Genomic DNA, 18,578 nt, shown 5'->3' on the forward strand with positions numbered 1-18,578 from the left:
GAATGGCGGCGCGGGTTCATATCACCGGCGCCGCGGGTTCGGGCACATCTTCTTTGGGCGAACGTCTGGCCGACCGGCTGGGCGTCGTCCATCTCGACACCGATCAGTTCTATTGGGCCGAGAGCGACCCGCCCTACACCGTCAAACGCCGCCCCGCTGAGCGGCTGGCGCTGATGGAGGCGGCGAAAGAGCCCGAGGGCTGGGTGATTTCCGGCTCGCTCGACGGCTGGGGGGAGCCCGCAATCGCAGGCGCCGACCTGATCGTCTTCCTCACCGCTCCCACACCGATCCGCCTTGCGCGCCTGCGCAAGCGCGAGGCGGCGCGCTTCGGAACCCGTATCCGCAAGGGCGGCGATATGGAGGCCAATCACGGCTCTTTCCTGACCTGGGCTGCGGGCTATGACGATCCCTATTTCTCTGGGCGCTCGCTGAGCCGCCATCACGAATGGCTGGCAGGCCGGTCCGAGCCGGTGCTGGAACTGTCGGGCACGCGCCCGCTCGACGAGCTGATGGCCGAGTGCCTTACCGCGCTTGGAATGAAACCCTGAGCGGTTTTGGCGCGTATCCTCTCCAGTAGCGAGAGGATGAGCACCGTGGACTTCAAGGACAAACGCATCTGGATCATGGGCGCGAGCTCGGGCATCGGGCAAGCGCTGGCGCGCGAACTGGCTACGCGCGGGGCGCGGCTGGTGCTGTCGGCCCGTTCGGTCGAGCCGCTGGACGCGTTGAAGGCGGAACTGGGTCAGGGCGAGGTCGTCCCCTGCGACGTCTCCGACCCCGAAAGCCTCGACGATGCGCGCGGCGAGATCCTGAGCCACGGGCCGTTGGACGCGATGATCATCACCGCAGCACTTTACGATCCCGGCCGCGTCGATGAAATCGAGCGCGACGCGGCGCGCAAGCTGGTGGAGGTGAACCTGCTCGGCACGCTGTGGTTCGCGCAGGCCGCGCCGGGGCTGCTGCGCGAGGGCGGGCAACTGGTGATCTTCGGCTCGGTCGCGGGGATCTTCGGGCTGCCGAAGGGGCAGCTCTATTCCGCCTCGAAAGCCGCCGTCATCAACCTCGTCGAGAGCCTGCGCGTGGAATACGCGCCCGCGATCGACGTGCGGCTGATTTCTCCCGGCTTCGTGAAGACTCGCCTGACCGAGAAGAACGATTTCGCCATGCCCTTCGTGATCGAAGCCGACGAGGCCGCCCGCCGCATTGCCGACGGGCTGGCCAAGGACCGTTTCGAGACCCACTTCCCCCGCCGCTTGACATGGCAGCTCAAGCTATTGAAACGTCTGCCTTATGCGCTGTCGCTGCGGCTGACGAAACGGATGGGCGGCTGAGCCTCGCGGCGACCCAGCGCGCAATTCTCTGGACAGATCACGCCCGCGTGACGCAACGTGAAGTTGCGGGCCTTGGGGAGAGGGCCCTCAGTCAGGGAGAATACACATGCAAATGATCGCGTCGCCGCCCTCCGAGGTGCCGCATATCCGCGACCTTCAGGTCTCGGAAATACCAGACATCCTGAGAGCAGGATGGAACGATTTCAAACGCGCCCCGGCCTTCGGGCTGATGTTTTCGGGCTTCTATGTGCTCGGTGGCATCGTGCTCTGGACCGTATTCGCAGCCCAGGGCGAGGAATGGTGGCTGATCCCCTTCGCGCTCGGCTTTCCGCTGCTCGCGCCCTTTGCCGCGATGGGCCTCTACACCGTCAGTCGCAGGCTGGAAGCTCAAGAGCCACTGGCCTGGCGTGAGGTAATCGCCTGCTGCGTCTCCGAGAAGGACCGCCAGACGCCCTCGATGGCGATGCTGATCCTGATGATGTTCATGTTCTGGGTCTTCGTCGCCCACACGACCTTCGCGCTGTTCATGGGGCTGTCGGCCTTCACCAATGTCTCCAGCTCGCCCGAGATCCTGTTCACCGGCAACGGGCTGACGATGCTGGCGATCGGCTCCGCGATCGGGGCGGCCTTCGCGGCGATCCTGTTTTCCTTCACCGTGGTCGGCCTGCCGCTGATCATGGATCGCGAGATCGATATCATCACAGCCATCCTCACCTCGATGCGGGCAGTCGCCGCCAACCCGGTCTCGATGGCGATCTGGGGCATGGTGATCGCGGCAAGCCTGTTCATCGGGATGTTGCCGGTCTTCCTTGGCCTGTTCATCGTGTTGCCGGTTCTGGGCCATGCCAGCTGGCACATGTATCGCCGCCTGACGGCCTGAAACCGAAGCGAAGTTTTAGAAAGGGGCGCGATTTTCGCGCCCCTTTGTCATGGATTTATTGCAAGGCGGCATATGTGAACATATAGTGAACACATGGCAAGAATGACCCTCGATCAGAAACTGGCGATCCTCTCGGATGCGGCGAAATACGATGCCTCCTGCGCGTCGAGCGGGGGGCAGCGGCGCGACTCCAAGGATGGCAAAGGGATCGGCTCGGTCACAGGCTCCGGCATCTGCCACGCCTATACGCCGGACGGGCGCTGCATCAGCCTGCTGAAAATCCTGATGACGAATTTCTGCATCTACGATTGCGCCTATTGCGTGAACCGGGTCAGTTCGAACACCCCCCGTGCGCGGTTCTCGCCCGAGGAGGTCGTGACCCTCACGCTGGAATTCTACCGCCGCAACTATATCGAGGGGCTGTTCCTATCCTCCGGCATCATCCGCTCGCCCGATGACACGATGACCGACATGGTGCGGATCGCGAAGCTCCTGCGGGTGGAGCATAATTTCCGCGGATACATCCACCTGAAGACCATCCCCGACGCCGCCCCAGAGCTGATCGAGGAGGCCGGGCTTTACGCCGACCGCCTCTCGATCAATGTCGAGCTGCCGACCGACCGCGCGGTGCAGGACTACGCCCCCGAGAAGGACCCCGCCCAGATCCGGCGCGCGATGGGCGATGTGCGGGTGCTGCGCGAGGCTCGCAAGGAGCGCAGCTTCACCGGCAAGCGCCCCCCGAAATTCGCGCCCGCCGGGCAATCGACGCAGATGATCGTCGGCGCGGACGGGGCGAATGACACGACGATCCTGAAGACCTCGACCTGGCTCTATTCGAGCTATGCGCTCAAGCGCGTCTATTACTCCGCCTTCTCGCCGATCCCGGACAGTTCCGCCGCCCTGCCCCTGATCAAGCCGCCCTTGATGCGCGAGCATCGGCTCTATCAGGCAGATTGGTTGCTGCGCTTTTACGGCTTCGACGTGGACGAGATTTCGCAAGGCACGACCGACGGCAATCTCGATCTGACGGTCGATCCCAAGCTCGCATGGGCGCTGGTGAACCGGCATCTGTTTCCGCTCGACGTGAACCGAGCCGAGCGCGAGATGCTGCTGCGCGTGCCGGGACTGGGGGTAAAGACGGTGGGTCGGGTGCTGGCGACGCGCCGCCACCGGACACTGCGCTACGAGGATCTGCGGCGGATGGGGGCGAACCTGAAACAGGCGAAACCCTTCATCACGCTGCTGGACTGGCACCCGCGTGCGCTGACCGATGCGGCAGACCTGCGCGCCCGTTTCGCCCCGCCGCCGCAGCAGTTGCAGCTGTTGTGATGCGGACGATCACCCTGCCCGAGATCGGCACATTCGAGGCGTGGCGAGATGAGGCCCGCGCGGCCTTGGGCGCGGGCATCCCGCCCGAGGCGCTTCTGTGGCATCGCGGGGCGGGTGAGGCCGATCTCTTCGCCCAGGACGCCCCTACCCCCACGGGCGGCGCTGTGAGCGTGCCGAAGGGCTTTGTCGACCTCGCCCGGCTCGTGATCTGCCATCGCGACCCCGAGCGCTTCGCACGGGCTTACGCCGTGCTCTGGGCACTGCGCCGCGACAAGCGCCTGCTGGAAGACCGTGCCGATCCGCGCATCGACCGGCTCAACCGCATGGCCAAGGAAGTCTCGCGCGACCTCCACAAGATGACCGCCTTCGTGCGCTTCCGCGAGATCGGCGACCCGGGCGCATCCCGCCGCCGCTTCGCCGCGTGGTTCGAGCCCACGCATTACATCTGCGAACTCACCGCACCTTTCTTCGTCAAACGCTTCGGCGATATGGACTGGTCGATCTTCACCCCCGATCTGACCGCGCATTTCGAAGCGGGCAAGCTGCGCTTCAGCGAGGGCCAGCCGTGTCCCGATCTGCCGGACGACGCCACCGAAGACCTCTGGCGCACCTATTTCCGCAACATCTTCAACCCGGCGCGGCTCAAAATCGGCGCGATGCAATCCGAGATGCCGCGTAAATACTGGCACAATCTCCCCGAGGCCGGGCTTATCTCCAAGATGATCGCGACCGCGCAGGCGCGCGCCGAAGAGATGGCGGCCAACGCACCCACACTCGCCCCGGCCCGCGCGGGCAAGATCACCGAGCGGCTGGCAAGCGACCGCGCCACCCCGCCGCCCGTGGGCGACCGCGCGGAATTGCTGGCCGGGCTGAACAGCTGCCGCCGCTGTCCGCTTTGGGAGAACGCCACGCAGGCCGTGCCGGGCGAAGGGCCGCTGGATGCGCCGCTGATGATCGTGGGCGAGCAGCCGGGCGATTTCGAGGATCTGGAGGGCCGCCCCTTCGTCGGCCCCGCGGGGCAGCTTTTCGACGAGGTGGCGGCGCGAGCGGGTCTGTCGCGTGAACGCGTCTTCCTCACCAACGCGGTGAAGCATTTCAAATTCACCCCGCGCGGCAAGCGGCGCATCCACCAGTCGCCGGACCGGCAGGAAATCCACCACTGCCGCTGGTGGCTCGATCAGGAACGTACGCTGGTGAAGCCAAAACTGATCCTCGCGATGGGGGCGACGGCATTGGAGAGCCTTACCGGGGATCGGCGGGACCTTCTCAAACGGCGCGGCACGGTGGAGATGCTCGACGACGGCACGCCGATGCTTATCACCGTGCATCCGTCCTACCTGCTGCGCCTGCCGGACATCGAAAAGCCCGCGATGCTGCGGGCTTTCGAGACGGATCTGGTCCGCGCGGCGCAGATGGTGGCCTGAGGGCTCAGCCCAGCACGGCAAGGCTCGGGAAGGTCTCCAGCAGCCAGAAGCTGATCGCCGAGAACGCATTCGTCAGCAGCAAGATCCCGACGACGACCAGCAGCGCGCCCATCGTTTTCTCGATGATGCCCATATAGGCCTTGAGCCGGTTCATCACGCCGATCGCGCGCTGGATGAACAGTGCGGCCAGCAGGAACGGGATGCCCAGACCCAGCGCATAGACCGCCAGCAGCGCCGTCCCGCGTGCCTGATCGCCGCCTTGAGCGGCCAGCGACAGGATCGCGCCCAGCTGCGGGCCGATGCAGGGCGTCCAGCCGAAGGCGAAAGCGAGGCCCAGAGCATAGGCGCCAAGCGAGGAGCCGCCCCGGTCGCCCGCATCCAGCCGCGCCTCGCGATCAAGGATCGGGATACGGAAAACCCCGAGGAAATGCAGGCCGAGGATCACGATCACCCCGCCCGCGATCCGTCCGAACAGCACCTGATTGGTCAGGAAGAACCGCCCGAAGGTCGAGGCGGCAAACCCCATGAACAGGAACACCGTCGACAGGCCCAGCACGAAGAACAGCGCCGGCACAACGGCCGAGCGTTTGCCCTCGCGCAGATCGCCCATGCTCACCCCGCCCATATAGGCGAGATAGGGCGGCACGATCGGCAGCACGCAGGGGCTCAGGAATGACAACAGACCCGCAAAGAGCGCCACGAAGGCGGCGGGCAGGAACGCAGCGGAGACGAGATCGATTCCAAACATGATCCTCCTCTACCCCATTCCTCGCGCGCGGTCACCGGGTCGTGAGATAACAACAGCGTGGACAAATCAGCGCGGGCGCGCGAGAACCTCCGCCATGACGCCCGATATCGAAATCGATGCGAAGGGGTTGCTCTGCCCCCTGCCCGTTCTGCGCCTGCGCAAAGCGCTCGAGTCGGCCGCGCCCGGCGCGCTGGTCCAGCTGGTCGCGACAGATGGGGCGAGCTGGATCGACGTGCCGCATTTCTGCGCCCAAACCGGACATGAACTGGTCGAGGCAGAGGATTGGGAAGGCGTGAAGGTTTATCTGGTGCGCAAGGGGTGATGGCCCTCGCATCCTGACCGAGCAACTAAGCCCCTTGCCGAGCGCAAAAGCGCGTGCCAATCTCCAGCCATTCTCAGGGCGGGGCGAAATTCCCCACCGGCGGTATGCGGCGAAATCCGCGAGCCCGCGAGCGCCTCGCCGTCTTGCGAGGGTCAGCAGATCAGGTGCGAGGCCTGAGCCGACGGTTACAGTCCGGATGGAAGAGAATATGCAGCCGACCCCGTGCCTTGGCGCGTGGGCGCGGACTGCATGTGATCGCCTTGGGTGACGTGTCGCTATGCAAGGAGATTACGATGACACACACCCGTTACGCTTTTATCAAGGCCAATTGGCACGCCGATATCGTCGACCGTGCGCTCGAGGGGTTTCTCGAAGAGATCCCGGAGGCGCAGGTCGATGTCTTCGACGTGCCCGGCGCGTTCGAGTTGCCGATGAAGGCGCAGCAACTGGCTCGCACGGGCCGCTACGGCGCCATTGCAGCGGCGGCGCTGGTCGTCGATGGCGGAATTTACCGGCATGATTTCGTGGCGCAGGCCGTGGTGAATGGCCTGATGCAGGTGGGGCTGGAGACGGGCGTGCCCGTGCTGTCGGTCTCGCTGACCCCGCATCAGTTCCAGGAGACCGATCACCACAGGGCGATCTTTGGCAGCCATTTCGTCGAGAAGGGCCGCGAGGCGGCGCGGGCGGCTCTGCAACTGACCCGCCATGCACAGGAACTGGCCGCCTGAGCGCGGAAAACCAAAGAGGAAAACGAAAAAGGCCGGGCGCTCTGCCCGGCCTTTCTCAAATCTGAGGGTGCCTCAGCGGCTCCACCAGCCCCGTTTCTTGGGCTTGGGTGCCTCCTCGGTCATCGTCTCGCCCTCCGTCTCGGTCTCGGCGAAGGCCGGACCACCGGGCAGTTCGACCGGCGCATCGGGCTGCGGCGTTTCCGGCGGCTGCTCGAACGGAGTTTCCGGTTCGGGCGCGGGCGGCGCTTCCGGCGGCACGTCGACAGGGGTTTCCTGCGGCGTGGGCTCGGGCGTCTCGACCGGTGCGTCGGGCTGCGGCGTCTCCTGCGGCTCAGTGGGCGCGTCAGGCTGCGGGGTTTCCGGCGGCTCGGGCGTGTCCGGCGTCTCTGCGACGGGTTCCTCGACCTTCTTGCGCGCACGGGAGCGACGCTTGGGCTTGGGCGCCTCCTCGCTTGCTTCGGCCTCAGCCGCGTCGGCCTTGACCTCTGCGGCGCTACCTTCGACGGCGGCTTGCGCATCGGCCTCCGGGTCCACCTTCTTGCGCGACCGCGTGCGACGCTTCGGCTTGGGCGCTTCTTCCTCGGCTTTGGCCTCGGTGCCCTCAACGGGGGCCTCCGCGGTCTCGGCTTCGGCTTTCGGCTCTTCCACCTTCTTGCGGGCGCGCGAGCGACGCTTCGGCTTCGGCGCTTCTTCCTCGGGCTGAGCCTCAGTCTTCGCGTCGGTTTGCGCCTCGGTTTTAGCCTCGTCCGCCGGAGCTTCTGCCGCCTGCGCGGGTTCGGCCTTGGCGGGCGTCTCCTGGCCTTCGGTCACGTCCGAGGACTGATCGCCCGTGGACTGGTCCTTAGCGGACTGGTCATCCGACGACTGATCGCCGTTCTCTGCGGAGTCGTTATTCTCCCCGTTTTCGCCATTCGACTTCCGGCGACGACGACGGCGACGACGCTTCTTCTTCGGCTGCTCCTCGGCTTCGGTCTCGGCCTTCTGGGTCTGCTCCTCGGCCTCGGCCTCGGCTTCAACTTCGATCTCCGCCTCGTCCTCGGCGTCGTCGATCTCGGCCATCAGGCTGGCCGAAGCAGACACGACGGGGCTGTCCACTTCCGCGACATTGCGCGTCGCGGTCTTGAACTTCTCGATGGTGAAATCGGGCGAGACGAGTTCCGGCGCGGCTTCGATACGCACGGACATGCCGTAACGCGCCTCGATCACCGCGACATGCTCGCGCTTGGCGTTCATCAGGTAGTTGGCCACCGCGACGGGCGCACGCACCAGAACCTCGCGGGTCCGCTTGCGGGTGCCCTCTTCCTCGATCGCGCGCAGGACGCTCAGCGCGAGGCTGTCATCGGAGCGGATCAGGCCGGTGCCGTGGCAATGGGCGCAGGGCTGCGTCGTGGATTCGATCATGCCCGGACGCAGGCGTTGGCGGCTCATCTCGAGCAGGCCGAAACCAGAGATGCGGCCGACCTGGATGCGCGCGCGGTCGGTCTTGAGACGTTCCTTCATGCGCTTCTCGACGGCGTTGTTGTTCTTACGCTCGTCCATGTCGATGAAGTCGATCACGATCAGACCGGCGAGGTCGCGCAGGCGCAGCTGGCGGGCCACTTCGTCGGCGGCCTCCAGGTTGGTCTTGAGCGCGGTTTCCTCGATCGAGCCTTCCTTGGTCGCCCGGCCGGAGTTCACGTCGATGGCGACGAGCGCCTCAGTAACGCCGATCACGATGTAACCGCCGGACTTGAGCTGCACGGTCGGGTTGAACATCGATGCGAGGTAGCTCTCCACCTGATGGCGCGCGAAGAGCGGCAGCGACTCGGCGTAGTGCTTCACGTTCTTGGCGTGGCTCGGCATGATCATTTTCATGAACGCCTTGGCCGCGCGGTAGCCGCGCTCGCCCTCGACGAGAACCTCGTCGATATCCTTGTTGTAGAGGTCGCGGATCGACCGCTTGATCAGATCGCCTTCCTCGTAGATCGGCGCTGGCGCGACGGATTTCATCGTCAGGTCGCGGATCTGCTCCCACAGGCGCATCAGGTATTCGTAGTCGCGCTTGATCTCGGTCTTGGTGCGCTGCGCGCCCGCCGTGCGCACGATCAGGCCCGCGCCTTTCGGCACGTCCAGCTCGCCTGCGATTTCCTTGAGCTTCTTGCGGTCGGCGGCGTTGGTGATCTTGCGGCTGATGCCACCACCGCGCGCGGTGTTGGGCATGAGCACGCAGTAGCGGCCTGCCAGCGAGAGGTAGGTGGTCAGCGCCGCGCCTTTGTTGCCGCGCTCTTCCTTGACGACCTGCACCAGCATGATCTGGCGCACCTTGATCACTTCCTGGATCTTGTAGCGGCGCGGACGCGGCTTGCGGGCCGGACGGATTTCTTCTTCGACATCCTCGTCGGCGACGGATTCGATGCCGCTATCGGCCTCGGCAGCGTCATCGCCCGAGTCGTCGTCATCGTCGTCGGAGTCGTCGCTGTCATCCTCGTCGGACGCGGTCTCGGCCGCAGCGGCGGGCTTTTCATCAGCCTCCTGAGCGGGCGCTTCCTCGGCCGGGGCCTCGGAGGTGTCCGTCTGCGCTTCGGCTTTGGTCTCGTCGCTGGAGGCGTCGGCGCTCTCGCCTTCCGCCTCGGGATCGACAACGCCCATGCCCGGGATCTCGTCCGAGCTGACGACCGCCTCGTCCTGTTTGGCCTTCTCGGCCTTGTTCGAAGACCGGCGCGAGCGGCGGCGGCGCGAGGATTTCGGCTTTTCCTCTTCCGCAGCCGCAGCTTCGGCGAGCTGGCGTTCTTCTTCCAGCAGCGCTTCGCGGTCGGCGACCGGGATCTGGTAGTAATCGGGGTGGATTTCCGCGAAGGCGAGGAAGCCGTGCCGGTTTCCGCCGTAGTCGACGAAGGCCGCCTGCAGCGACGGTTCGACGCGCGTTACTTTCGCGAGATAGATATTTCCGGCGAGCTGCCGTTTGTTGATGGTCTCAAAGTCGAATTCTTCAACCTTGTTGCCGTCCACCACCACGACGCGTGTCTCTTCCGCGTGGGTGGCATCGATAAGCATCTTCTTTGCCATGTAAATCCAATAGGTCAGCCCTTTGCGACCGGCCCGGGGGCGCGGCGCTGTCTTGGGCTGAAACTGTCCTTGAGGCGAGGTTGCGGACATGCGTGCAGACGGCGGTGGCGTCGAGCCTGCCCGTCCTCATCTGCGATATCCCGTCACGCATCATCGCGGTTCTTTCCAAGGCGCGGTCGGCTTAGCCGCTTGGCGCCCAATTAACGGCCTCCGTCCCGGCAAATGCGGAAGAGGGAGACAAACTTGCGGCCTTTCGGCCAATCGGTTGAGCCGGGGCCCCTTGCGCATCATCTGCGCCGGATCGGCCAAGGCATCAGCGAATTTCGGTGGGTCCACACTTATGGCGTGAAACCGACTGGTTCCGACCATAGCGGCACAGCCTACGGGAACACAATCGAATTTTCGTAAGGGAAGGGTTAATCGCACCCCGGATTCTCGCGATGTTCAGCGATTAGGCAGGCCCGTTCCTCGGATTTTCCGCCGCAGGCCGGAAAATGCTGCGGCGCGGTGCCATTCAGGCCCGCGCCGCTCACGTCGTCTTGTTTGAAGGCCACCCGCATGCCCCCCACCTAGAGGCGAAGATGCGAGCGCGCGTGCCCTCACAGATAATCCGCGCGGGCGAGACCGTATTTGGCCATCTTCTCATTCAGCGTCCGGCGCGGCAGGCACAGCTCTTCCATCACCGCCGAGATCGAGCCCTTGTGGCGCCGCATCGTATTGTCGATCAGCATCTTCTCGAAGCTCTCGACATATTCCTTGAGCGGCTTGCCCTCGGTGGTGATCGCCGCCGGCCCCGTCTCTTCGTCGTCGGTCATCAGAAGCGACGCGATCGAGCCAGAGCCACGGCGCGATTGCAGCACCGCGCGTTCGGCCACGTTGATCAGCTGGCGCACATTGCCCGGCCACGGAGCCTGCAGCAGTTGGGCTGCTTCCTGCGCGGTGACTTCCGGCACGTCGCAGCCATATTCGTCGGCGAATTGCTCGGACATGCGGTTGAACAGCGTCAGGATATCTTCGCCGCGCGCCCGCAACGGCGGCAGGGTGATCTTCAGCGCGGCGAGGCGATAGTAGAGATCGGGGCGCAGCGCATCCTCGACCGTCTTGCCCTCGCCATGGGTATTGCAAATCGCAACGATCCGCGTCTCCGCCGGTGCGCCCTGATCGTTGATGAACTGCAGAAGCCGCGCCTGAAGCGACTGGCTCAGCGCCTCGACATCCTCGAGGCAGAGCGTGCCGCCGCGCGCTTCTTCCATCAGCGGCAGACCGCCCTCTTCGACCGGGCCGAACAGCTTGGCCGAGAGCGCCTCTTCGGTCAGCGCGGCGCAGCTGACCACGACGAATTTCTTGCCCGCGCGCGGGCCCGTCGCGTGCAGCGCATGGGCCACCAGCGTCTTGCCGGTGCCGGTTTCGCCGTCGATCAGAACGTGGCCATCCGCTTGAGACAGATCGAGAATATCCTCGCGCAGACGCTCCATCGGCTCGGAGGTGCCGATCAGCTTGCCCATCACCTTCTCGCCCTCGGCCAGATCGCGGCGCAGCGCGCGGTTGTCCAGCGTCGTGCGCCGCGCCTGCGTGGCGCGCTTGGCCAGCTCGGTCATCCGATCCGGCGAGAACGGCTTTTCCATGAAGTCCATCGCGCCAAGGCGCATCGCCTCGACCGCCATCGGCACATCGCCGTGGCCGGTGATCATGATGACCGGCAGACCGCTATCGATGCCCATCAGCCGCTTGAGAAAGGCCATCCCGTCCATGCCGGGCATCCGGATGTCGGTGATCACCACGCCCGGCCAATCGGGGCCGATCACTTTCAGCGCGTCTTCGGCGCTGGCATAGGTCTCGGCGTCGAAGCCCGACAGCGCCAGCCATTGGCTGACGGACTGCCGCATATCTTCCTCGTCATCGACGATCGCTACCTTCATTAATCTTGCCATGTCTTACTCCGCGGCCTTTATGGCCCTGTTCTTGTCCGCCAGGAGGGGCAGCTGCACTTCGAACACTGCACCCCCGCTTTCGGAATTATGGGCGGTCAGACGACCCCCGAAATCACTGATGATGGAGGACGAGATCGCGAGGCCCAGCCCCGTCCCTTCCCCCGGCTTCTTCGTGGTCCAGAACGGCTCGAACAGCTTGTCGAGATCCGAAATACCGGGACCGTTATCACGCACGCTCAGCACGGCCGTCTCACCCGAGGTAAGCAACAACTCCACTTGCGGTTCCTCAACCGACTTGGTGGCGTCGAGTGCGTTTCGCAACAGGTTGATGATCACCTGCTCCAGCCGGATGCGGTCCGCCATGACCATAACAGGACTGCGCGGCATGGTGCGCGAAATGTGCAATTTGCGAATTTTCAGCTGCGGCTCCATCATCGAGAGCGCTTCCGACAGCGCCACCCGCAGGTCCACCGGCTCGAAGGCCTCACCACCCTTGCGGGCATAGGATTTCAGCTGCCGCGTGATCGCGCCCATGCGACCAATCAGGTCGTCGATGCGCTGGAAGGACGACAGCGCCTCCTCGACCCGAGCGCGCTGCAACAGCAGTTTCGCGCCGGCCAGATAGGTCTTCATCGCGGCCAGGGGCTGGTTCAATTCGTGGCTCACCGCCGCCGACATCTCGCCCAGAGCCGCGAGTTTCGAGCTTTGCGCGATGGTCTGCTCGGCCACGGCCAGATCCTGCTGCGCCTTCTCGCGCTCGGCGATCTCGCGGCTCAGCCGGGTGTTGAGCTGGCGCAGCTCCGCCGATTCCGCGCGTAATTCCTGACTTTGCCGCCGTGCGCGCCGCGAGAGCGCGTAGAAGACCAGCGCCAGCAGGATCGCAAAGCCCATGATCTCGAGCGCGAGCACCGCATTCACCCGCTCGCGCACGGAATCGTAGCTGGTAAAGGCGATCATCTTCCAGCCACGGAAGGGAATGCGCGCCTCGGTGCGCATCACCGCGCGGCCCTTGAGATAGGCGTCGGGCGCGTCATTGGCCCAGTCCGCAGTCGCCTGCAGCGCGCGCTCGATCGCGGAAGGGGCAGACCGCGCGGCCAGCGCCTCTGACATCGTCACCCCGCGCCAGCGCGGCTCGGTCGTCAGGATGATTTTGCCCTCGCTGTCGACCACGGCAAGCGCATCGGAAATCCCGGCCCAGGCGCGTTCGAATTTCGACAGATCCGCCTCGACCACGATCACGCCGACGGGCTTGTTGTTCTGGATGACGGCGCGCGAATAATCGAATTCGGTGCCGCCCGCCTCGGGCTCGTTGAGCGAGAAGATCGTCCCGCGCGAGCGGGTCGCATCGACGAAGAAGGGCGCGTTCGGGAAGGGCGTGCCGATCTGCGTGCGATTGGTCGACGCCACCACCCGGCCCTGCATGTCCAACAGCCGGATCGAGGCCACGGCAACCTCTTTCTTGGCCGTGATCAGCTGCGCCGAGGCGGTGGAATAATCCGTGGTATCAAGAGCTTGCGTCAGCTCCGGATCGCGCGCAAGCAACAGCGGCACAACGGATGTCCGCTGCAGTTCCGACATGATGTTGCCGGTGTAAAGCGCAAGCCGCAGCTCGGTGCGCACGCGCGTCGTCTCTGTGAAACGCTGGGTCAGCCATTGGTTGGTGATCCACATCACCGCCCCCGCCAGCGCGAGGATCAGCACCACGGCGACACGCAGCAGCCAACGGGCGCGTGGCGAGCGCGCCATCACGCCGAGCCCGCCCTCACTCTCGGGCGGCTCGTCAGGTAAAATCGTCGAACGTGTCTGCACGTGCGTCATGCGCGAAGTCTAAGCCAAGGCCCAGAGCGCAACAAGCGCGCGAGATCAGGCGGTTGCCAGCATCCCGCTCAACGCGCGGAAAAGCGCCGCCCCATCGGCGCCGCCCTGCGCAGGTTCGATGGCGCGCTCGGGGTGAGGCATCATGCCCAGCACCCGGCGGTTCTCGCTCAGCACGCCCGCGATATCGTCGACGGACCCGTTGGGGTTCTCGACATAGCGGAACGCTACGCGATCGTCGCCCTCGATGCGGGCAAGGCCTTCGGGATCGATCTGGTAATTGCCGTCATGGTGGGCGACCGGGATCACGATCTCCTGCCCCGCCTCATAGCCCGAGGTATAAGCGCTGTCAGTCGTCGCGACGCGCAGAGCCAGCGGTTTCGAGACGAATTTCAGCCCTGCGTTACGCATCAGCGCGCCCGGCAGCAGCCGCATCTCGGTCAGCACCTGAAAACCATTGCAGATGCCGATGACATAGCCGCCCTTGCCTGCGAAATCGGCCACCGCCTGCCCGATGGGCGAGCGCGAGGCGATCGCGCCGCAGCGCAGATAATCGCCATAGGAGAACCCGCCCGGCACACCGATGATATCGATGCCTTCGGGCAATGCGGTTTCCTTGTGCCAGACCTTGACGACATCCGCCCCGGCTGCCGCGAAGGCCATGCTCAGGTCGCGGTCGCAATTCGATCCGGGGAAGGTGATGACGGCGGCTTTCATGGGTGCAAACTCCTGGCCTTGAGGGTCGAACCTGTCGGGTAAGGCCTGTATGGCCTTCGGCTTGGTACAAATATCCCGGGGGGAATTGGCCGGCAGGCCAAGGGGGGCAGCGCCCCCTGCCCTGCCCGGATCAGGCGATCTCGATGGTGTATTTCTCGATCACGGTATTGGCGAGGAGCTTCTCGCACATCTCTTTCACCTCGGCCTCGGCGGAGGCTGCATCGGTGGCGCTCAGGTCCAGTTCGATCACCTTGCCCTGACGCACGCCTTCGACGCCGCCGAACCCCATATGGCCCAATGCGTGACGGACGGCCTCGCCCTGCGGGTCGAGCACCCCATCCTTCAGCATGACATGAACGCGGGCTTTCATCACGAGCGGTCCTTTCAGTTGATCAGCGTCGGTTTGATCGGCTGGGTATTGGTCGGCAGCACGCCAAGGCGCTTGGCGACTTCGGTATAGGCATCGGTCAGGCTGCCCAGATCGCGGCGGAACACGTCCTTGTCGAGCTTCTGGCCCGTCTTGACGTCCCACAGGCGGCAGCTGTCGGGGCTGATCTCGTCAGCCACGATCAGGCGCATGAAATCGCCATCCCAGACGCGACCGATCTCGATCTTGAAATCGACCAGCTTGATGCCGACGCCGTAGAACACGCCGGTCAGGAAGTCGTTCACGCGCAGCGCCAGCGCCACGATGTCATCGAGGTCCTGCTGGCTCGCCCAACCGAAAGCGATGATATATTCCTCGGGCACGAGCGGATCGCCCAACTCGTCGTTCTTGTAGCTGTATTCGACGATCGGACGCGGCAGCGGCGTGCCCTCTTCCATGCCCAGACGCTTCGCGATCGAACCGGCGGCGAAATTGCGCACGATCACTTCGAGCGGCACGATCTCCACCTGACGGATCAACTGCTCGCGCATGTTGAGCCGTTTGATGAAGTGGTTCGGCACGCCGATATTGGTCAGGCCGGTCATGAAATACTCGGACAGGCGGTTGTTGAGCACGCCCTTGCCCTCGATCACGTCCTTCTTCTGCGCGTTGAAGGCGGTCGCGTCGTCCTTGAAATACTGGACCAGCGTTCCGGGCTCGGGGCCTTCATACAGAACCTTCGCCTTGCCTTCGTAGATCTTCTTGCGCCGGGGTGCCATCGCGTCTCCGTTCTCACTTGGCGCGGCGGTGCCAGGGCCTGCGCCGCATGCCGTCGGGAATGCCGCGCCCGCCCCTGCGCGCCGTCCGCGAAAGGGTGTTGCCCGCCCTATAGGACAAGCCCGCGAGTCTCGCAAGGTAAAGCGCACGCCACTTCACGCAGATGCACAGCCCCGTCAAACCCGCCAAATCGCGGCCCTTTCCTCTTGCGGCGCACGCCGTGCATGTGCATATCGGAGGTAACGGAGACTTTACCGGGAGGGACGTGGGCCATGACCACCTTCGACGATCGCGAAAACGCCTATGAGAACAAGTTCGCGCATGATGCCGAGTTGCAGTTCAAGGCCGATGCCCGCTGCAACAAGATGCTGGGCCAATGGGCCGCAGAGCTTCTGGGCAAAACCGGCCCCGAGGCCGACGCCTATGTCCGCGAGGTCGTGACCTCCGATTTCGAGGAAGCGGGCCACGAAGACGTGTTCCGCAAGCTCTCGGGCGATCTTGGCGACAAGGCCGATGAACAAACGATCCGCGCGAAGATGGCCGAATGCATGGCCGAGGCGCGCCGTCAGGTGGTCGACGAGGCCGAGTGAGCCCTCGCCGATGACGCAGATTGAAAGGCCGGACGCCAAGCGCGTCCGGCCTTTTGCATTTCAGTCCGAGATTGCAGCGCCTTCATCAAGAACATGAAGGAAACGAATTTGCCAATTCCCGCCTGTCATGGCAGGACAAACCCAACCGCCGCGCCCGACGCGGCCCTTTGCATTTGACGAGGCCCTTATGACCGCCCCGAAAACCGACGCGCTGAGCCGCCTTCTGGAAACCCGCGATTGGCTGATGACCGATGGCGCGACCGGCACCAACCTGTTCAACATGGGGCTGGCCTCGGGCGATGCGCCGGAACTGTGGAATGCCGACGAGCCTGCGAAGATCGCGAAGCTCTATTCGCTGGCCGTTGATGCGGGCTCGGACCTGTTCCTGACCAACAGCTTCGGCGGCAATGCCTCGCGGCTGAAACTGCACAACGCGCAGAACCGCGTGCGCGAGCTCAACCGTCTCGCTGCCGAGATCGGCCGTGACGTCGCCGACAAGCAGTCGCGCCCCGTGATCGTTGCGGGCTCGATGGGCCCCACCGGCGAGATTTTCGCGCCGATGGGCACGCTGACCCACGAACTCGCGGTCGAGATGTTCCACGAACAGGCCGAGGGTCTGAAAGAGGGCGGCGCGGATATTCTCTGGGTCGAGACGATCTCGGCGCAGGAAGAATACAAGGCCGCCGCAGAAGCCTGCCATCTGGCGGGGATGCCCTGGTGCGGCACGATGAGCTTCGACACGGCAGGGCGCACGATGATGGGCCTGACCTCGCAGGCGATGGTCTCGATGGTCGACAAACTGCCTCACCCGCCGCTCGCTTTCGGCGCGAATTGCGGCGTCGGCGCGTCCGACCTCCTGCGCACCGTTCTGGGCTTTGCCGCGACCGGCACCGAGCGCCCGATCATCGCCAAGGGCAATGCGGGCATCCCGAAATATGTCGACGGGCATATCCATTACGACGGCACGCCCGAGCTGATGGCGGAATATGCGGTGATGGCGCGCGATTGCGGCGCGACGATCATCGGCGGCTGCTGCGGCACGATGCCCGAGCATCTCGTAGCGATGCGCGAGGCGCTGGAGACGCGTCCGCGCGGCGAGCGCCCGACGCTCGATCAGATTTCCTCGGTTCTGGGCGGGTTCTCCTCGGAGGATGACGGGCTGAGCGGGGATGCGCCCAAGCGCGAACGCCGGGGCCGTCGCCGCAGCTAAGCGCGGTTCGAGGGGCTCTGCCCCTCGGCCTTGCGGCCTCACCCCGGGATATTTGAACCAAAACGAAGGAAGGGCCGGGTTTTTCCCGGCGGTTGGACCATGCGCGCGTCTCAGACGAGATCAGAACAGTTCGAGCTGATCGCCCGGCCGGGGCGGCACGCGGAACTGCGTCACGTCGAGATCGGGCAGATGACGCGAGAAGCCCAGCCGCTTGCAGCTCAGCTTGAACCGCTGCTGCAACAGTTCCGCCATCTCGCCCTCGCCCTTCATCCGCTCGCCGAAGCGCGGATCGTTGAGCTTGCCGCCGCGCATGTCGCGGATCCGGCCCAGCACCTTCTCGACCTTGCCGGGGTGATGCCGCTCCATCCAGTCGGCGAAAAGCGGCGCCACCTCATGCGGCAGCCGCACCGGCATCATCGAGGCGGCCTTCGCCCCTGCCCTGCGCGCCTCGGTAAGGATCGCTTCCAGCTCGTGATCGGTGAGCCCCGGGATCATCGGCGCGGCCATGACGCGCACCGGGATACCGGCACGCGACAATTCGCGGATCATGCGGATACGCGTCGGCGGGCTGGGGGCGCGCGGCTCCAGATCGCGGGCGAGTTTGGCGTCGAGCGTCGTGACCGACACACCGACATGCGCCAATCCGGCCTCGGCCATCGGCGCGAGGATGTCGAGATCGCGCAGAATGGTCGAGCCGCGCGTGACGATCGAGACTGGGTGACGATAGGCCTGCAGCACTTCCAGCACGGCGCGCATAATCTCCATCTTGCGCTCGAGCGGCTGGTAGGGATCGGTATTCGTGCCGATGGCGAGCACGTTCGGGCGGTAGCTTTTCTTGCGCAGCTCGTCTTCGAGCACCTGCGGCGCCTCGGGGCGTGCGATCAGGCGGGTCTCGAAATCCAAGCCCGCCGAGAGGCCGAGATAGCCGTGGCTCGGGCGCGCGAAGCAGTAGATGCAGCCATGCTCGCAGCCACGATAGGGGTTGAGCGAGCGCTCGAAGGGCACATCGGGCGACTGGTTGCGGGTGATGACGGAGCGCGGACGCTCCACCGAGACCTCGGTGCGGGTCAGTCGCTCCTCTTCGGGGATGTCCCAGCCGTCATGCTCGGGCGCACGGGCGAAGGGCTCGAACCGGCCCACGGGGCGCGCCGCGGCACCGCGCGCGCGCAGACGCTCGGACGGGTTCGCGGGGGGAAGATCGAATGGCAGACTCATGCCCGGAATTTAGAACGAAATGAGAACATTTGCCAAGTAGAGTCCGAATGCGGACCTACCAACATCATGCGAGGTCGGACAAAACACCGCGCATGTCGCAAATCGCCAAGACTTGACGGGGCCACGGCCTCACCACAGGGTAACACCGG

General features: G+C 65.0%; 18 protein-coding genes and 1 riboswitch. Of the genes, 9 read left to right on the plus strand and 9 right to left on the minus strand.

Annotated features, from left to right (window positions below):
* The first annotated feature begins 2 nt into the window (after positions 1–2).
* From BMI86_RS01530 to BMI86_RS01550, 5 genes are all read left to right on the plus strand, one after another.
* Positions 3–548, plus strand: coding sequence for an AAA family ATPase (locus tag BMI86_RS01530; RefSeq protein ID WP_078539463.1), 546 nt, complete (start codon positions 3–5; stop codon positions 546–548).
* Positions 549–584: 36 nt separating this feature from the next.
* Complete coding sequence (locus tag BMI86_RS01535; protein ID WP_078539464.1) at positions 585–1,331, plus strand: SDR family NAD(P)-dependent oxidoreductase; 747 nt, start codon at positions 585–587, stop codon at positions 1,329–1,331.
* 106 nt (positions 1,332–1,437) lie between these two features.
* A complete protein-coding gene (locus BMI86_RS01540; protein ID WP_143594659.1) occupies positions 1,438–2,211 on the plus strand; it encodes a DUF2189 domain-containing protein in 774 nt (257 codons plus the stop codon).
* Between the two features lie 93 nt (positions 2,212–2,304).
* Positions 2,305–3,540 (plus strand): putative DNA modification/repair radical SAM protein, encoded by a 1,236-nt coding sequence (locus tag BMI86_RS01545; RefSeq protein ID WP_078539465.1) that lies wholly within the window; start codon positions 2,305–2,307, stop codon positions 3,538–3,540.
* Positions 3,540–4,964, plus strand: coding sequence for a UdgX family uracil-DNA binding protein (locus BMI86_RS01550; protein WP_078539466.1), 1,425 nt, complete (start codon positions 3,540–3,542; stop codon positions 4,962–4,964). The genes BMI86_RS01545 and BMI86_RS01550 overlap by 1 nt, the downstream gene beginning before the upstream one ends.
* A gap of 4 nt (positions 4,965–4,968) precedes the next feature.
* On the opposite strand, the gene BMI86_RS01555 is transcribed toward BMI86_RS01550, so the two are convergent.
* Positions 4,969–5,712 carry a cytochrome c biogenesis protein CcdA gene (locus BMI86_RS01555; RefSeq protein WP_078539467.1) on the minus strand — a complete coding sequence of 248 codons (744 nt, stop codon included), beginning with the start codon at positions 5,710–5,712 and terminating at the stop codon, positions 4,969–4,971.
* A 94-nt stretch (positions 5,713–5,806) separates the two neighbouring features.
* On the opposite strand from BMI86_RS01555, the gene BMI86_RS01560 reads away from it, so the two are divergent.
* Positions 5,807–6,034 carry a sulfurtransferase TusA family protein gene (locus BMI86_RS01560; RefSeq protein ID WP_078519357.1) on the plus strand — a complete coding sequence of 76 codons (228 nt, stop codon included), beginning with the start codon at positions 5,807–5,809 and terminating at the stop codon, positions 6,032–6,034.
* A 65-nt stretch (positions 6,035–6,099) separates the two neighbouring features.
* A riboswitch (FMN riboswitch) is annotated at positions 6,100–6,246 on the plus strand.
* 81 nt (positions 6,247–6,327) lie between these two features.
* A complete protein-coding gene (locus tag BMI86_RS01565) occupies positions 6,328–6,762 on the plus strand; it encodes a 6,7-dimethyl-8-ribityllumazine synthase (RefSeq protein ID WP_078539468.1) in 435 nt (144 codons plus the stop codon).
* 72 nt (positions 6,763–6,834) lie between these two features.
* On the opposite strand, the gene BMI86_RS01570 is transcribed toward BMI86_RS01565, so the two are convergent.
* From BMI86_RS01570 to purC, 7 genes are all read right to left on the minus strand, one after another.
* Complete coding sequence (locus BMI86_RS01570; RefSeq protein WP_078539469.1) at positions 6,835–9,807, minus strand: Rne/Rng family ribonuclease; 2,973 nt, start codon at positions 9,805–9,807, stop codon at positions 6,835–6,837.
* Between the two features lie 416 nt (positions 9,808–10,223).
* A complete protein-coding gene (locus BMI86_RS21150; protein WP_168173762.1) occupies positions 10,224–10,367 on the minus strand; it encodes a hypothetical protein in 144 nt (47 codons plus the stop codon).
* Between the two features lie 39 nt (positions 10,368–10,406).
* A complete protein-coding gene (locus BMI86_RS01575; RefSeq protein ID WP_078539470.1) occupies positions 10,407–11,738 on the minus strand; it encodes a sigma-54 dependent transcriptional regulator in 1,332 nt (443 codons plus the stop codon).
* 3 nt (positions 11,739–11,741) lie between these two features.
* Complete coding sequence (locus BMI86_RS01580; RefSeq protein ID WP_078539471.1) at positions 11,742–13,484, minus strand: ATP-binding protein; 1,743 nt, start codon at positions 13,482–13,484, stop codon at positions 11,742–11,744.
* Between the two features lie 117 nt (positions 13,485–13,601).
* On the minus strand, positions 13,602–14,270 hold the full coding sequence (gene purQ / locus BMI86_RS01585; RefSeq protein WP_078539472.1) for a phosphoribosylformylglycinamidine synthase subunit PurQ: 669 nt from the start codon (positions 14,268–14,270) through the stop codon (positions 13,602–13,604).
* A 130-nt stretch (positions 14,271–14,400) separates the two neighbouring features.
* Positions 14,401–14,640: a phosphoribosylformylglycinamidine synthase subunit PurS gene (gene purS, locus BMI86_RS01590; RefSeq protein WP_078539473.1), complete on the minus strand. Its 240-nt coding sequence runs from the start codon at positions 14,638–14,640 to the stop codon at positions 14,401–14,403.
* 14 nt (positions 14,641–14,654) lie between these two features.
* A complete protein-coding gene (gene purC / locus BMI86_RS01595) occupies positions 14,655–15,416 on the minus strand; it encodes a phosphoribosylaminoimidazolesuccinocarboxamide synthase (RefSeq protein WP_078539474.1) in 762 nt (253 codons plus the stop codon).
* 270 nt (positions 15,417–15,686) lie between these two features.
* Here purC and BMI86_RS01600 point away from each other — a divergent pair, with 270 nt between their 5' ends.
* On the plus strand, positions 15,687–16,004 hold the full coding sequence (locus tag BMI86_RS01600; protein WP_078539475.1) for a DUF1476 domain-containing protein: 318 nt from the start codon (positions 15,687–15,689) through the stop codon (positions 16,002–16,004).
* Positions 16,005–16,191: 187 nt separating this feature from the next.
* A complete protein-coding gene (gene bmt / locus BMI86_RS01605) occupies positions 16,192–17,214 on the plus strand; it encodes a betaine--homocysteine S-methyltransferase (protein WP_078539476.1) in 1,023 nt (340 codons plus the stop codon).
* Positions 17,215–17,334: 120 nt separating this feature from the next.
* Here bmt and BMI86_RS01610 read toward each other — a convergent pair whose 3' ends face one another.
* Complete coding sequence (locus BMI86_RS01610) at positions 17,335–18,429, minus strand: PA0069 family radical SAM protein (RefSeq protein WP_078539477.1); 1,095 nt, start codon at positions 18,427–18,429, stop codon at positions 17,335–17,337.
* Between the last annotated feature and the right edge of the window lie 149 nt (positions 18,430–18,578).

Origin of the sequence: Thioclava sp. DLFJ5-1, from assembly GCF_002020115.1 — a bacterium.
GTDB classification, from domain to species: Bacteria; Pseudomonadota; Alphaproteobacteria; order Rhodobacterales; family Rhodobacteraceae; genus Thioclava; species Thioclava sediminum.